This is a genomic window from Pontibacter pudoricolor (assembly GCF_010092985.1).
Classification (GTDB): Bacteria; Bacteroidota; Bacteroidia; order Cytophagales; family Hymenobacteraceae; genus Pontibacter; species Pontibacter pudoricolor.
Window position 1 is genome coordinate 154,386 of sequence record NZ_CP048106.1, and the last position, 15,461, is coordinate 169,846.

A 15,461-nucleotide genomic window follows, 5' to 3' on the forward strand; every position below is an offset into this window, starting at 1 on the left:
AAGGTGAAATTGGTTGATTAGTTGTTTTCCAAAGTTAATAATTCTGACCAGTGATTAAAGCGATTTTCCGGATTTGATATGATTTGCTAAGTCAGTTCCTGGGGACCATGGCATATATCACCGCAATCTTTATGGATTAAACTAACTTCTGAGCGCACTAAACCCTCGCTAAGAAAGACGATAAGGTTAGAATTTTAGTCTGCCGAATTTATAGTAGTCCTTGCCGGAGCCCAGCACTATAAACTCCTGCCGGTTAAGTTTGTAAGCAGCAGAAGGGACAAGGTAAAAGTCCTGGTTGCGGCCGGTTTGTGTGTTGCGGAGTGGTCTTGCTTTCTGCTTTCCGTCCGGTGTTATTGTTACCAGTATAGGCGTTTTCAGCACCACATTCGGGCTGGCTTTTACCATCTCATCCTGCTCGCTATAGTTGTATTCAAAATCCAGGTAAATCAGCTTTATAGTATCTCCTTCAGTGGTGGCAATGTATGAGCCAAGTCGTACCTGGGTGGCGGGGCCGGCCTGGTGCTTGTTAACGCTGGTGGTCAGCAGGGGAGCTCCGTTTTCTGCAAAAATCGTGATCAGGATATCATCGGTATGGAACTGCCTTCCCTCAGAAGTAAAAACTTCGCCCAGAAGGGCAGTGCGGTTACCAGGAAGTGGGAGCAGCTGTAGAAGTTGCAGGTAACGCAGGCGCTGGCTGTGGTCCTGGTCAGGTTTGTGGGCTTTATAGTTGTGCAGAAATGTACTATCGATAGGAGAATAGTTAAGTGCTGATTTCCGGAAACGGCCCCTGGAAATGCGGTAGAAAAAGGTGCCGACTGGCTCGGGATTCAGGCTGGCCACAAAAGGCGCCGGAGCTGTGATGCCTGCCACTATAACATCGCTCTTCAGGATGCCGAGTTTTGCCTGCAGTGGTCGTTGTGCGGTGCTGCCTATTGCCTGCATATAGCTTTTGCCGTTACGCCCTTCGAAGCGGTACAGGTAAAATGCAGCTTCGGGGGAGTTAGTGGCGGGTAGTTGGGTAAGTATGTAGGCTGTGCCGGCATCGGTAACCTCTATCTCCCGGATCTCACCTTTTACAGGAATAGCTTCCTGCCAGCGTGGGTTAAAAGAGCCCTGGTAAGAGGAAACTATAGTTTGCTGTGGCTCGGCCTGTTGCTGCAAAATAAGTATGAGCCTGCTGTCCATAGTTTTGGTATATAGCTTTGCATCCGGAGTGGTTGTGCCCAGTAAATGTATTTCTGGCATGTAATTCCCGTGCAGGTCTATCTGCTGGATGTAAATATTTTTCTTATACTTTTCTATATCGGAGGAGAGCAGGTATACATGGTGGTTAAGCAGCACCAGGTCCTCGAAGGTAGCACGGTTGCCTTCAGGGCCAAGCGGGGCAATGGCAACCGCCCAGGTGCGCTGGCTGTTGCCGTCGTAGCGCTCCAGGGTTATGCGGCCGTCCTGGGTGTAGCGGGCGTAAAAAGAGTTGCCGGTACCGGTGCCGATGATCTGCAGTTGGTTCAGGTTGCGGTTTTGCTGCGGAATTTCAGGGCCCCAGGTTATAGTTGGTTGCTGCGCCAGGGCGGGCAGTGTGCAGAGGAGCAGTACCAGGATGCTTAAAAGTTTCACCATACCACCAACAGCAATTTTCAAGGGTCTAACAATGGTTGTACGGACTAGTACCGAAGGAGGTAAGAACTAAGATTCTTAAGATTTAAAGATTTCAGGATTGTCTGAACCGGGATTGACCAGTGATTAAAGGGATTTCTCTGATTTATAAGATTTCTGGATGAACCTGGATTAATGGAGATTTGTGAGATTACCCGGAATGTAGAGACGCAATACCTTGCGTCTCCTGCTACGGAGCTATTTGTCTGAGTCAGAAATTAATGGGTATTGATGAGATAACGTTTCTGCCGCAAGTTTAGCTACAGCGTAACTTGCGCTCGAGGTTGGCACCAATTTGCAACTGGCTATTTGGGTGAACATATACTATAATTTGCTGAAGTTTATAGTTTGAGAAGTTGCTAACTATAGTTTCGACCACAAAATCTGGCGCCGGTATCTGACCGGTGACGTGCAGTGGGCGCGAGTCTCCAGACTCGCTGGGCTATAGTTGCTGTGCGGGATTAAGTCAAGTTTAAACCTATAGTTGCATAGCAAAGACGCAAAAAATTGCGTCTCTACAATTCCGGCCCAAGCCCATCGGGCCATTGTTGGTGCTTTCACCAATAATCCACTGACTGCCTGTACCTGCTGGTGAAAACACGCAGCAAGGGCTTAAGTTGACTACAGAAACAGCTCTTGAAAACCAATAATCTATAGTTAACTGCTACTATTCTATAGTCACAGCCATCACAATTCTTGCTTTTTCAAAGCAAAGCAAGTTGAAAACTTGCTGCCATATCAGCCACAAGTTACGCTGAAGCTAAACTTGCGGCAGAAATGTTATCCTGAGATTCTTTTAAATCACTGTGCGAAAAAAAAGAGACGCAAAGTTTTGCGTCTCTACATTCCATCCGATCTTATAAACCGGGAGGCTTACTGTACCTGCGCTTTATCAACGCGGGTAGGTGTTTCTTTTCCGAATACTATATCGTACGAGCCAAGTGCTATGCCTTTTATCATGCTGGTCAGGTGTGCCATGTCCAGCATTTCAAACTCGTCGTTCACGGTGTGGTAAGTTTCGTCTTTGTCTATTTGTACCGATGAAATTGTGTGCGCCGGAACGCCTAGACGGGCCAGGGTCGCGTTATCGGAGCGATAGAAAAGATTCTGTTTCGGGTACGGATCCGGGTGAATGCTATAGGTAGTTCCCTGCAAACGCTTCTGCATCAGTTCGCCTAAATTAGATTTCTCGAAGCCTGTTAAGTAAGCGCTGTTCAGACCGAACTGAGACGGCTTGCCAACCATCTCGATATTGAACATGGCCACGATCTGGTCGGGGTTGAACTGCTGTGAAAAATGCCTGGAACCAAACCCGCCGATCTCTTCAGCAGCAAAAGCTACAAAAAGGATGGTTCGCTCTGGCTTGCGCTGCTTCTGGTAAAAATCAGCCAGCAGCATCATGGCAGTCGTTCCGGATGCATCGTCGTCGGCGCCGTTCGCTATAGTATCGCCATCTATCGGTTTGTGTGTGCCAATATGGTCGTAGTGTCCCGAGAAAACAACAAACTCGTCTTTGCGTTTGCCTTCAATCATGCCCACCACGTTGGTCAGCTGCAGTTCTTCTATCTTGTTCTCTATCTCAATATCATAGTTCTGTAGACTGGCCTGGTCCGTGAGGATGAACACTTTGCTTGCTCCTTTACCAGTTTCCTGCACTATGCCGCCACGTGTCAGGTAGCGCTTGTAATTTGCAAATGTTTCGGCGTGTTTGGGGTGCACCAATACAATCGCATCTTCCTGCATCCGGAAAATGTGCATCATGGCATCGCGTGCATTTTCGCTTTCCGGGATTGGGATAATCCTGCGTTCGTCGGTGTTGGCTTCCCACTCCAGTTCTTTATAGTTGGTACTGGCAAATATGTTTTCCGTAGCAACTTTCTGGCCGTTCAGTTTTACTTCCAGCTCATGAGGCGTAACCCTGAACACTTTAAAAGTCTGCTTAAAACTATCGGAGCCGGGTAATGGCTTCAGTTTCGTTTTCCTGAACTCTGCTGCTATAAAATCTGCCGCTTTTTCTCCGCCGGGCGTAAAAGAAGCGCGCCCCTGCATATCATCGGCGCTCAGAGTTTTAACCAGGCGGGTTGCTTTTTCCTGGGTTATAGGTTTCAGGTTTTGTGCCCCTGCAACACCCGACAGGCTTAGCAACAAAGCAGCTGCAACGAACAGATCTTTTTTCATAGAAAGGGTTGGTTATTGTTTAATAGTTAAAGGTTGTTAATTTGCCTCCGGGCTACGGCTGATTTAGAAAGCAGAACACCAATATACACTATTTATGGATACAAGCACAAAGGTAAACTGGCTAAAATTGCTGCAGTACACGGTGTTGCTGGGGGTAATTCTGTATGTTGGCCGTTCGTTGTTTGTGCCGCTCAGCTTTTCGCTGCTTATCAGCTTTGTGCTGTACCCGATCTGCCGCTGGCTCGAGAGTAGAGGTATGCCACGCTGGTCAGCCATTGCTATCTGCCTGGCGGTGTTGCTTTTGATCTTTGGCGGACTTGCTTGGCTGCTTGTAAACCAGCTGATGCGCCTGGTAGAAGAATGGCCAAATCTACAACAGAAACTGGCGGTTGCCATACGGGATGTAAGCTTGCTGCTGGAACATAATTTTGGCATTAAAGTAGCGCGGCAGACAAACTGGCTCGAGAGCATGGGTAACAACGTAGCCGCTAATTTGCTGAACATGCTGAAAGATGTGCTTTACACATCCGTGGTTTCGGTGGTGTTACTGGTGCTGATACCGCTTTATGTGGCGCTCATCCTTTACAACCGCGAGCAGCTGGCCAGGGCACTTTATTCCTTATTCTCCCGAAGCGAGCACCACAAGATCAGAACCATACTGCACGAGACGATAACCACCTATTATAATTTTATAAAAGGCATGGCTATAGTGTACGCTATAGTTGGCACCCTGAACACCATCGGGCTGCTGATCCTGGGTGTGCCACATGCGCTGTTTTTCGGGGTGGTAGCTTCTATCCTGACTTTTATACCTTATGTGGGCATTACGATAGGAGCTATTCTGCCAATGACTGTGGCCTGGATAACCTATGACTCGCTGTGGTACCCGGCCGGGGTGGTGATGGTATTTGCTGTGGTGCAGTATTTAGAAGCTAACCTTATATTTCCGTGGGCGGTGAGTTACCGGTTGCAGGTTAATATGTTGTTTACGCTGCTGGCTATAGTGGCGGGTGGCATACTCTGGGGAGCTTCCGGCATGATCCTGTTTATCCCGTACCTGGCCATACTGAAACTGATAGCTGACAAACACGAAAACATGCGGTCGGTGTCGCTGCTGCTGGGCGTTAACGCCCCTAAACTATAGTTTACTTTGCTACCTGTGCCAGCCATTCTTTTTTGAGCAGACTATACACTTCCAGGTCGTGGTAATGGCCGTTCAGTAATTCGCCTTCACGCTCAGTACCTTCTAACGTAAAGCCAAGTTTAAGAGGTATGTTGCGGCTTTTATAGTTTTTGGGAGCTACTTTAAGCTGCACACGGTTCATGTTCAGTACCTCAAAAGCATATTTCAGCAGTCTGCTGCAACTACGGCGCATAATGCCTTTGCCCTGCTGGTGTTCGCTCAGCCAATAACCAATCTCTACTTTCCTGTTAAAATACTCGATGCCCTTAAACCCGATCAGTCCGCAGACAACTTCCTCTGAAACGATCACAAAAACTCTGTCTGCATTACTGTTAACTATAGTCTGCAGGTAAAATGCAGTATCAGAAACCTGGCGGGTCAGGTCTACAAACGGCAGCCACTCGCGCAGGTAAGGCCGCTGTGAGTTAATAATGTTAAATAAAGCCTGTGCATCGTCGGGGGTGGCTAGGCGCAGGTACAGGTCCGGAGCTATAGTTATGATGTTGTCTGTTCGAGGTATGATCATAGTTTTATAGGTACAGGTTTTTTATTATTACGGTTGTATGGCGCTAATAAAGGATGAATTGTACTGCAAAACTATAACAAGTTCGTATAGTTAAATAAGCATATCTTTTTTGAACATAACAACCGGTAACATGAAAACAACGCTACTGATTTTAGGAATAACACTACTGACCATAGCACCACTAACGCAATCGCTGGCCCAGGATGAGGATCGGCCCAACCTGAAATTGGGTGCCAAGATTGGCGCAAATCTGTACAGCATTTCTGATGACCCCGGCCTGGTTGACAATGATACTGGCTTAGGGTATGAGTTCGGTATTTACGGGCGAATCGGAGACCGTTTTTATGTGCAGCCCGGTCTCGACTTTGTAAGTTACAAAACACACATTATACGCACGGTGCAGCCACGGCCTAACGAGCGCGATGCCTTTGTAGCCCGATACATGCGGGTGCCGGTACTGGTTGGTTTCCGGAGCACGTATGATGGCAGCATACTGTCGCATATCCGTTATTTTGCCGGGCCGTCGTTTGCATTTAATGTGGGTGTAAAAGATAACAACCTGGCCCTCCGCCGCAAAGATGTACGCAATGCCCAGTTCGCCTTAAATGGCGGGGTTGGGTTTGATGTCCGTTTCCTGGCCCTCGACCTTACCTATCATTATGGCTTCAGTACCGTGCTGAACGATGATGATGCAGAAGGTAAAGGCCGTGCATTGTCGCTCACTTTCGGGTTTGCTTTCTGATCCAGAACTACAGAGAAACTATAGTTATTCGCGTTATTTCCGGATAAATAGCTTCTGCTTCCTGGCAAAAAAACGCTGTAGCTGTAAGGTTATTTTCGTTGCAGGTATACTGCTTTTAGCGTGCTGGATAAACTATAGTTATAGCAAAGTAAAAAGGCAGGCATCAGGTAGAAGTAAAAACTTAATAGCCGTATAGTTGTTGGAAGAAAAAATACTGTAGTTGGAAACACGCGATATACTTATAATTGGCGGTGGCCCCATCGGGCTGGCCTGCGGACTGGAAGCTAAAAAAGCAGGGTTGAGTTACCTGATCGTGGAAAAAGGCTGCGTTGTAAATTCGCTGTTCAATTACCCGCTCAACATGACCTTTTTCTCTACTGCCGACAGGTTAGAGATCGGTAATTACCCTTTCCCGAGCATCCACCCAAAACCAAACCGCTCCGAAGCGCTGGAGTACTACCGAAAAGTGGCCGAAACCGGGAATTTGAACCTTAACCTTTTTGAAGAAGTGCTGGCCGTAACATCAGAAGCCGACGGACTATACACCGTTAGCACCAGCAAAGCGAATTATAAGGCAAAGCACATTATAGTTGCGACCGGTTTTTACGACATCCCGAATCTGCTGCACATAAAAGGGGAGGAGCTGCCCAAAGTACGTCATTATTACTACGATCCGCATTACTACTACAAGCAAAAAGTGCTGGTAATAGGCGCCAACAACTCAGCTGCCGACGTAGCCCTGGAAACTTACCGGAAAGGTGCCGAGGTAACTATAGTGGTGCGCGAACCTGAACTTGGGAATATAAAATACTGGACGAAGCCCGACCTCGAAAATCGCATTGCCGAAGGTGCCGTGAAAGCGTATTTCAGTTCCAGGTTACTGGAGATCCGGGAAAATGAAGTGGATCTCGAAACACCAGACGGCGTGGTAACTATAGCCAACGATTTTGTAATGGCCATGACCGGCTACCAGCCAAATTTTACGTTCCTGAAAAAGCTGGGAATAGAGCTAAGTCATGATGCCCTGAAACACCCCACGCACAACCCCGAAACGATGGAGACCAACATGCCTCGGGTTTACCTGGCGGGCGTTGTTTGTGGCGGAATGGATACCCGTGTGTGGTTCATCGAAAACTCCCGCGAGCATGCTGTTAAAATTCTGCAGCACATTACCGGAAAGCTATAGTTCGCTTCCTCATACACCAATACCTTCAACTTAAGTTATAGTTGTCATCCCGATGAAAGGGGAGATTTATTCAGGCAATGAAGTCAACTTACTGCTCTTTCGGACTTCTAAGTCCGAAAGCACTCTGCATAGGACTTCCAAGTCCCCGTAGATAAGCCTTCCATTTATGCGGCAAAGATGTTCGCAGCAGGCAAAGATTCGGACACAGATGTCCGAATCAGCAATTAGAACTATTGTTGGTGTTTTTACCTACAAACCAATCGGCTAATAATTGCTGGTGAAAACACGCAGGGAGGGCGTAAATTAAAGGCAGACATTATCCTAAACAGCTTCGTGATTTGAAACCGGTTACTTACTGAAAATCCTCTTTTGATTTGGAAGGTCTTGGTCGGCTGGAGTTCTGGCGACTGTCGTAGTGGCGGCCACCTTTGTTTTTTGGTTTAGATGGGCTTTTGAAGTTGCTACCACCAGCGGTCAGGCTTTTTAACTTTGTTACTTCGTCAGCAGTCAGTTCGCGGTACTCGCCGGGTTGCAGATCGCCTATAGTTAGGGGGCCTATGCTTGGGCGGATAAGCCTTAAAGTCGGGTAGCCTACGGCAGCTGTCATGCGGCGCACCTGCCGGTTCATGCCCTGCGCTATCTTAATTTCTACCCAGGTAGCAGGTTTCTCTTTCCGGAAACGGATAGGGGTGGAGCGTTCCCAGACCTGCGGTTCTTGCTGCAGGATGCTGGCCTTGGCTGGCGCGGTTTTTACTCCTTTTATAGTTACGCCGCGGCGCAATTCTTCCAGTGCTTCTTCAGTAGGCAGCCCATCTACCTGTACCCAGTACGTTTTCTCAATCTTGAATTTTGGGTCGGAGAGACGGTGCTGTAAGGCTTTGTCATCAGTAAGCAACACCAATCCTTCGCTGTCATAATCCAGCCGCCCAACCGGGTAAATGTTCGGCACAGGCACGTGGTCTTTTAATGTAGCGCGACCGGCTTCGTCGGTAAACTGGGTCAGTACTTCGTAAGGTTTATTAAGGATTATGTACTTCAAAAGAATGATGATTTAAAAATTATGAATTATGAATTGGAGGTTGTCTGTGCTTGCTGGCCCCAGGAGCTTTTAAGTTGCTCGTACTCGGGTTGCAGCAGTGATAACAGCAGTGAGTCCTCGTTAATGCCATCTACCACATAATGCCCGCGTGCGTTGCCTTCCACTGTAAAGCCGTACCGTTTCAGAAGCTTTGCAGACGGGGTATTATACTCGGCAATATATGCTTCGATGCGGTGCAGGTTCATTTGTTCAAAGCCATATGCCAGAACAGCTGCCAGTGCCTCCGTCATATAGCCTTTGCCCTTGTCTTCGTCGGCGTAAAGTTCATAGCCAATTTCGGCCCGGCGGTGCGTTGGTGCCCAGGTATGATAGCCGCATTTACCAATCACTCTGCCATTTTGCTTATCCAGTAAATGGAAACTAAGGAACGTAGAAAAATATGTGACCAAGCCCTGGTTATGCTTCTCGCGCTCCGTTTCAACTTCTTTGCTGGTGTTAAGCCCCAGGTACTCGGCTATTTTAGAGCTGTTGCATTCGGTAAACAGGTATTTGTAAACTTCCGGACTTAGCTCACGCAGGTAAAGCCTGTCGGTTTCTAGGAAAGTCTGCGAAGGTATGATCGGTATTTTCATAGTTGGCTGATGTTGTGTGGCAGGTGAAACAAAGATACGTTAATAACAGCAAGTGTGGTAGCGTTTGTTTAAGGGTAATTTACGTATTGTTGAGAGTTGAGGAGTTACCCCTTTCCAGCCTTTCCTTTTTTATTGAGGGCCTCTGCCCCTAAAAACAGGGGAAGGAGCTTTTGGCCTTTGCTATAGTTTTGGATATTGTTTTATAGTTTCTGTTTTAACCCACCCCTACCCCTCCCAAGAGGGGATTGCGGCTATATTTAAAGCTTAGCTATAGTTTTATAGTTTCCGTTTGTTATCCCCCTGCTGAGCCTGTCTCGCAAGTTTTGAACTCTCTGTTCTCACTTGTCCTCGAGGGGACAATTATGTTACTACTTTATGTCCTTGCCCTCGCTCGCGTCCCGCGAGTGTGAGCTAGCTGCGGACTCTGGCCGCTTTAACCTGTGCCTGAGCTACTTAGTGGCGGGACGCCACTAAGTAGCTCACACTCGCGGGACGCGAGCGAGGGCGAATTAGGGAATGAAACGGCCCTGCCCTCAAGGGAACAATTTCACTATTAGTTTTCGAGCTGTGGGAGAAATCTGAGTTTGCTATAGTTACAGGCTTTAGAGCGGACAGGTCGCGACCTGTCCCTACGGAAATACAACCATGATCAAGCCATGCAACTATAGCTTCTCCTTTAAACTATAGTTTTACTATCGAGCTGATCGCAGTCTTTGGGTTGAGCGCCTTTGCTTTGTTGCGGTGCCGTCAGGCAACCCGAGGCACGAGGGTAGCAAAAAAGCAGCAGCGCGATGCCTGAAGACGGGGCCTCCCGGCCGTGAGGGCACCAAAGCTGGATTGAAACGATAGGCAAGTAGAGCTCCCAGGATTAGAAGTAGCTATGAATGGAAGGCTTGGTTCGAATAGTAATCTCTCAAACTATAAAACTCAGATTTCTCCTAACGTCGAAATGACAAAAATCAACCTATAGCACTCAGATTTCTCACTTTGTTCGAAATGACAAAAGAGCAAACTATAGGACATTTAAGTTTCTTCGGCTGACCCTCGGGATGATATAATACAGAGCATATAAAACAAAACAGGGCTGCCATTACTGACAACCCTGTTCTTATAGTCTATCGTGAAACACCGAGCGTTTCCAGCCTTCTGGATTCACCCTCGCGCATATTCCGTAGCCTTGTATTCTTTAGCAACTGGTTTGTTGTGCTGGACTTCTGTTCGCATAAATTACCGGGGGCTCGGCTTTCGCATTCACACCCTGTTATCTGGCTGCCCGAGAAAGTAAAATAGCAGAAACTACACCCTGCCGTAGCACCACAAATAAACTTATCGCTCTGCGAGCTCAGGTACAAACTGTTATCCGAAGCCACATCCAGCTGCAGGGCCATCGCGCGGTAAGAACCATTCCGGATACCCATGCCAACCAGGTAATAGCCTGCTTTGTCCTGCTTTGTTTCCTGCACCTTTCGTATCATTACCTTGTCTACTACCGTGCCGTCGCCAAACTCTTTTATAAAAGGCTGCATCAGGTCCTGGGTTGGTACAATGTAATCAATACTGTCAAACACCACCTGCGCCAAAAGTTGACCGTCGTAAGCTGCCGAATCTATGCCTTCAACTGCTGCCATCTCCGATGGTTCATCGCTTTCCTCCGGGAAAGCTTCGCGGCGGGTACAGGCTCCGGTCATCAGGAGTACGATCGCGAATACAGCGATCAGGCGGGCGCTAACCGGCAAAGTATGCCAATGGCGCATAAGGGTGGTTTTGGACATAAAGGTTAGGTACGTTTAAAGGCTTCTATTTTCGATAATATTTTTTTGCCTCAGGTATAAATTTCTGCAGGTTGCTCAAACGTGTTCCGGCGCTTGGGTGAGTTGATAAAAACTCTGGTGGCGCCTGACCACCTGCTTTTGCTTCCATACGCTCCCAGAACGGTACAGCCGCTGCCGGGTCATATCCGGCCATGGCCATAAAAATCAAACCTAATCTGTCGGCTTCGGTTTCCTGGGTACGGCCGTATTTAAGTAAACCAAGTGTAGAGCCGGCACCATAAACAGTCATGATCAGGTTTTGCGCTGTACCTGGCTGCGTTCCGGCCAGTGCCTGCAAGGTTACACCGCCAAATTGTTGCGCTAACTGCTGGCTCATGCGCTCGTTACCGTGTTTCGCAATAGCGTGGGCAATCTCATGCCCCATTACGACAGCAAGGCCGGTTTCGTTTTGTGCAATTGGTAAAATTCCGGTATAAACTACAGTTTTTCCGCCAGCCATCGCCCAGGCGTTCACCTGATCGTCCTGAATCAGGTTAAATTCCCACTGAAAACCTTCCAGTTCCTGGCTTAAATTGTTCTGGGCCATGTATTGTTCTACCGCACGTTGTATGCGCTGTCCGGCACGTTTTACCATGGCAGTTGCCTGCGCATCGCGTGATAGTTTGTTCTCTTTCAAGAACTGGTCGTAGGCATCGTAGCTAAGCGACTGCATTTGCGCATCCGATACCAGGTTCAGCTGTCGGCGACCGGTTATGGGTACCGTGGTACAGGCAACCATCATTACCACAGCTGCTGAAAAGGCAATTATTTTCTTATACATAATCTTAAAATTTAAATGGCTATTAAACAGAAGTTCAAATTTTGAACCAAAAATAGAAATAGCCTTTGTAACCAATGTTATAAAAATAAAGAAATTGCTATATAGTACGATAATACCTGTTACTTGTTTAATAGCAGGTACTCCTGCCAAAAGACAATTACCTGCTCATTTATACGTTCCGGATACAGGCTATAGTTGTGCAATGCTCTACTGTGCATCTTATGTCTGGATTAAGCTTTCGGGCTATACTTTATAAGTTAATGATGAAACCGCTGACGCGTTCACAATAAATTCATCACTTTTTTCTGTACAATTCGTTAGAAACCTTATTTTTGGAATACAGAACCCTTTACACCTATTCCGCACCCCATGAAAATTTTAGCTATAGGCCGAAACTACGCCGAACACATTGCCGAATTAAAGAACGAAGTACCCGACGAACCTGTCATTTTTTTTAAGCCCGACACCGCTATTCTGCGCAACAACGAGCCGTTTTATTACCCGGAATACAGCAACGACATTCATCACGAAGTGGAGCTCATTCTGCGCATCAGCCGTGAGGGAAAGAACATTGAGAAAAAGTTTGCCCACAAGTATTATGATGCCATTGGCCTTGGTATAGACTTTACGGCCCGCGACCTACAAAGCAAAGCAAAAGCAAAAGGCCTTCCCTGGACACTGGCCAAAGGCTTTAACGGCTCCGCACCGGTTTCAGAATTTATTCCGTTAGCCCAGTTCCCGGATCTGAAAAACATCAACTTTAAACTGGATGTGAACGGCGAAACAAAGCAGAAAGGTAATTCCGGGATGATGATGAATGATTTTGACGACATCCTTGCTTACATTTCCCGCTTCATCACCTTAAAAACAGGCGATATTATTTTTACAGGTACACCTGAGGGCGTTGGCCCGGTTAAGATTGGCGACAGATTAGAAGGCTATGTTGAAGATAGAAAACTGCTTGATTTTGAAATTAAATAAGATATTACCGCTTTTTATAGTTGCCGTACTTTCCACCTTTAACCTGGCAGCTCAGTACAATCCAACACCCGGCTATTTCCTGTTCCCGATAAAACCCGGCGAACGCAATTACCTGTCGGGTACTATGGGCGAGATACGCTCTAACCACTTCCATGGCGGCCTGGATATTAAAACCGACCAGCGCGAAGGCCTGAATGTGTATGCCGCCGCCGATGGCTATATTTCCAGGGTAAAGCAGTCTACATACGGGTATGGCAATATTATTTATATCACGCACCCAAACGGCCTTACTACAACCTATGCGCACCTGCTACAGTTTGGCGACCCGCTGGGCGAGTATTTACTAAAGAAGCAATACGAAAAGCAAACCTTTGAGCTGGAGCTGTTCTTCGAGAAAGATGAATTTCCGGTGAAGCGCGGCCAGATAATTGGTTTGTCGGGTAACACGGGTGGTTCGGGTGGCCCACACCTGCATTTTGAGATCCGTGATGCGCAGGACAGGCTCTATAACCCACTTCGGTATGATTTTAAAGAAGTAATAGATACTACCCCGCCGGACATCTATAGTCTGGCTGTGTTGCCGCTGAACATACACGCTCGTGTAAAAAATGAGTTTAACCGTGCCGAATACAGTCCTAAAAAGGTGGGCCCCAACTATAGTTTAGCCGATACGATTTTTGCACACGGCCTTATCGGGCTGGAATTACAGACCAATGACCGCCTGGACGGGGCTACCAACAAGAACGGTACGCAGGAAGTTACCTTGTATGTAAACAACAAACCGATCTATAACCATTACATCGAGCAGGTGCCTTTCGAGATTTCGCGGCAAGTATCGCAGCATATTAATTATTACATGTACAAGCGTTACGGACGCACGTTCCAGAAAGCTTTTGTGGATTATGGCAATGACCTGCCGCTTTACAAAGCCAATGGCAGGCAAGGCCGCTTTACGGTGCATGCAGACTCTACTTACCAGGTAAAACTGGTAGCGAAAGACTCTTATAATAATACCTCCACGCTCAGCTTTATAGTTAAGGGCCGGAAACCAACCTTTACCCAGACCTTAGCCAAAGCGGTTAAAAAGCCGGAAATGGATTACGAGATCATCGGGAATGTACTGAAAGTAAGCGCGACCGACACAAGCAAAACGCCGCGAAACGTAGAGCTTTTTGTAAGTGGCAAACGCTTTGACCTGGTACCGAGCTACATGAATAATTCTGCTTCGGTGGCTCTCTACGATCTACGGGGTGGCATTCCGGACTCTATCGGGTTCTGTGATGTGGGCAAGAGCTTTGGTTACCAGAAAATGATACCGCCAGCCCAGGATGTAAACTATAAAAACAGCTACCTGAGCCTTGATTTCGGTAAAGAGTCGCTATACGATACGCTTTACCTGAATACCGCCAAAGAAGGAGATGTATACACTGTAGGGGATTTTTACACGCCGCTGCACAAAGCCATTAAAGTAACCATGAAAGTGGATACCACGGGCATCGACAAGAACAAAGCAGCCGTTTACTTTTTAGGATTAGGTCGTGGACGCGGATTTGCAGGCGGCAAATGGGAAGGCAACACGGTAACTTTTTATACCAAAAACATGGGCAAGTTTAAAGTGATGCAGGATACCAGGCCGCCAACTATAAAACTGCTCAGCAAAAGCCCGGCCCAGATCAGGTTCAAGATAGGCGATGACCTCTCCGGTATTCAATCGTTTAACGCCTGGGTAGATGGCAAGTGGATCCTGATGAAATATGAGCACAAACAAGCGCTTATTTACTCTGAAAAACTCGATAAAAGTGTACCTTTGTCTGGCGAAGTGGTTTTAAAGGTGAAGGATATTGCCGGCAACGAAGCCACTTTTACAACCAAAATATAACTTTGACAAAGGACTGTTTGACAAAGGACAAAGGAATCATCCGGAAATGATGAGAAGTCCTTTGTCTTTTGTCAGGTAGTCAAAATATCAATAACTATGAATCTCAACATCGGCGACAAGGCTCCGGAGTTTGAAGGCAAAGACCAGAACGGAAATACGGTGAAGCTGAGCGACTACCGCGGTAAAAAAGTGATCCTGTACTTCTACCCGAAAGACGACACGAGCGGCTGCACCGCCCAGGCCTGCAACCTCCGCGACAACTATAGCGACCTGAAAAAAGAAGGCTACGAAGTAATTGGCGTAAGCATAGACAGCGAAAAATCGCACCAGAAGTTTATCGGCAAATACGAACTGCCTTTCACCCTGATTGCCGACACCGAAAAGCAGATCGTAGAACAGTACGGCGTATGGCAGGAAAAATCGATGTATGGCCGGAAGTATATGGGCACGATGCGCTATACATTCGTCATAGACGAGAACGGGGTGATACAGGATATCATCACGAAAGTAAAGACCGCCGACCATACGGCTCAGATACTGAAATAAGCAAACGGGCGCAGCTACTCTAAAAGAGGCTGCGCTTTTTTGTTATTAGGAATTAGTAAGGAAAGATTCTAACACTATAGTTTGTTGTTCACTTAATGTTAATGATGGATAAAAAGTCAGAATTGCTATCTGCTTTTGACTCTGCTCGATAGTTTTTAGATGAAAAGATCGGCTTCGAAGAATTTCTATCTGTTTATCCTGATGACACGGATGATAAAGAAATAAATGAGCTGTTTGACTTAATCGAACATCAACCAAAACTAGGTGGCTTTTTGGGTGTTAGTCAAAAAAACTATAACCTCTACAACCAGAGAATTAAGG

13 protein-coding genes are annotated in these 15,461 nt (G+C 47.0%); 6 read left to right on the forward strand and 7 right to left on the reverse strand.

Annotated elements, in window-relative coordinates; all coding sequences use genetic code 11:
- Window positions 1-186: 186 nt before the first annotated feature.
- Window positions 187-1,641 (reverse strand): hypothetical protein, encoded by a 1,455-nt coding sequence (locus tag GSQ66_RS00695; protein ID WP_162425690.1) that lies wholly within the window; start codon window positions 1,639-1,641, stop codon window positions 187-189.
- Window positions 1,642-2,529: 888 nt separating this feature from the next.
- Window positions 2,530-3,834 (reverse strand): M20/M25/M40 family metallo-hydrolase, encoded by a 1,305-nt coding sequence (locus GSQ66_RS00700; protein WP_162425691.1) that lies wholly within the window; start codon window positions 3,832-3,834, stop codon window positions 2,530-2,532.
- A gap of 94 nt (window positions 3,835-3,928) precedes the next feature.
- Between GSQ66_RS00700 and GSQ66_RS00705 the strand changes: the two genes are divergently transcribed.
- Window positions 3,929-4,978 carry an AI-2E family transporter gene (locus GSQ66_RS00705; protein ID WP_162425692.1) on the forward strand — a complete coding sequence of 350 codons (1,050 nt, stop codon included), beginning with the start codon at window positions 3,929-3,931 and terminating at the stop codon, window positions 4,976-4,978.
- Window position 4,979: 1 nt separating this feature from the next.
- On the opposite strand, the gene GSQ66_RS00710 is transcribed toward GSQ66_RS00705, so the two are convergent.
- Entirely contained in the window at window positions 4,980-5,543 is a 564-nt protein-coding gene (locus GSQ66_RS00710) for a GNAT family N-acetyltransferase (RefSeq protein ID WP_162425693.1), read from the reverse strand.
- Between the two features lie 130 nt (window positions 5,544-5,673).
- Here GSQ66_RS00710 and GSQ66_RS00715 point away from each other — a divergent pair, with 130 nt between their 5' ends.
- Complete coding sequence (locus tag GSQ66_RS00715; RefSeq protein ID WP_162425694.1) at window positions 5,674-6,285, forward strand: outer membrane beta-barrel protein; 612 nt, start codon at window positions 5,674-5,676, stop codon at window positions 6,283-6,285.
- 220 nt (window positions 6,286-6,505) lie between these two features.
- Window positions 6,506-7,471, forward strand: a complete 966-nt coding sequence (locus tag GSQ66_RS00720; protein WP_162425695.1) for a YpdA family putative bacillithiol disulfide reductase — start codon at window positions 6,506-6,508, stop codon at window positions 7,469-7,471.
- Between the two features lie 352 nt (window positions 7,472-7,823).
- Here the strand turns inward: GSQ66_RS00720 and GSQ66_RS00725 are convergent, their stop codons facing one another.
- From GSQ66_RS00725 to GSQ66_RS00740, 4 genes are all read right to left on the reverse strand, one after another.
- On the reverse strand, window positions 7,824-8,510 hold the full coding sequence (locus tag GSQ66_RS00725; RefSeq protein ID WP_202923381.1) for a pseudouridine synthase: 687 nt from the start codon (window positions 8,508-8,510) through the stop codon (window positions 7,824-7,826).
- Between the two features lie 26 nt (window positions 8,511-8,536).
- Window positions 8,537-9,142 carry a GNAT family N-acetyltransferase gene (locus GSQ66_RS00730; protein WP_162425696.1) on the reverse strand — a complete coding sequence of 202 codons (606 nt, stop codon included), beginning with the start codon at window positions 9,140-9,142 and terminating at the stop codon, window positions 8,537-8,539.
- A 1,115-nt stretch (window positions 9,143-10,257) separates the two neighbouring features.
- Window positions 10,258-10,914 (reverse strand): hypothetical protein, encoded by a 657-nt coding sequence (locus GSQ66_RS00735; RefSeq protein ID WP_162425697.1) that lies wholly within the window; start codon window positions 10,912-10,914, stop codon window positions 10,258-10,260.
- A gap of 25 nt (window positions 10,915-10,939) precedes the next feature.
- Window positions 10,940-11,734 (reverse strand): M48 family metallopeptidase, encoded by a 795-nt coding sequence (locus GSQ66_RS00740; protein WP_162425698.1) that lies wholly within the window; start codon window positions 11,732-11,734, stop codon window positions 10,940-10,942.
- A 369-nt stretch (window positions 11,735-12,103) separates the two neighbouring features.
- Here GSQ66_RS00740 and GSQ66_RS00745 point away from each other — a divergent pair, with 369 nt between their 5' ends.
- From GSQ66_RS00745 to bcp, 3 genes are all read left to right on the forward strand, one after another.
- On the forward strand, window positions 12,104-12,715 hold the full coding sequence (locus tag GSQ66_RS00745; RefSeq protein ID WP_162425699.1) for a fumarylacetoacetate hydrolase family protein: 612 nt from the start codon (window positions 12,104-12,106) through the stop codon (window positions 12,713-12,715).
- A complete protein-coding gene (locus GSQ66_RS00750) occupies window positions 12,702-14,594 on the forward strand; it encodes a M23 family metallopeptidase (protein WP_238395766.1) in 1,893 nt (630 codons plus the stop codon). The genes GSQ66_RS00745 and GSQ66_RS00750 overlap by 14 nt, the downstream gene beginning before the upstream one ends.
- Before the next feature lie 96 nt (window positions 14,595-14,690).
- Window positions 14,691-15,140, forward strand: a complete 450-nt coding sequence (gene bcp / locus GSQ66_RS00755; protein WP_162425700.1) for a thioredoxin-dependent thiol peroxidase — start codon at window positions 14,691-14,693, stop codon at window positions 15,138-15,140.
- Window positions 15,141-15,461 lie beyond the last annotated feature (321 nt).

Coding starts and splice junctions, on each gene's coding strand:
- GSQ66_RS00700 (WP_162425691.1), bottom strand. CDS start 3,834: ATGAAAAAAGATCTGTTCGTTGCAGCTGCTTTGTTGCTAAGCCTGTCG.
- GSQ66_RS00705 (WP_162425692.1), top strand. CDS start 3,929: ATGGATACAAGCACAAAGGTAAACTGGCTAAAATTGCTGCAGTACACG.
- GSQ66_RS00710 (WP_162425693.1), bottom strand. CDS start 5,543: ATGATCATACCTCGAACAGACAACATCATAACTATAGCTCCGGACCTG.
- GSQ66_RS00715 (WP_162425694.1), top strand. CDS start 5,674: ATGAAAACAACGCTACTGATTTTAGGAATAACACTACTGACCATAGCA.
- GSQ66_RS00730 (WP_162425696.1), bottom strand. CDS start 9,142: ATGAAAATACCGATCATACCTTCGCAGACTTTCCTAGAAACCGACAGG.
- GSQ66_RS00735 (WP_162425697.1), bottom strand. CDS start 10,914: ATGTCCAAAACCACCCTTATGCGCCATTGGCATACTTTGCCGGTTAGC.
- GSQ66_RS00740 (WP_162425698.1), bottom strand. CDS start 11,734: ATGTATAAGAAAATAATTGCCTTTTCAGCAGCTGTGGTAATGATGGTT.
- GSQ66_RS00745 (WP_162425699.1), top strand. CDS start 12,104: ATGAAAATTTTAGCTATAGGCCGAAACTACGCCGAACACATTGCCGAA.
- bcp (WP_162425700.1), top strand. CDS start 14,691: ATGAATCTCAACATCGGCGACAAGGCTCCGGAGTTTGAAGGCAAAGAC.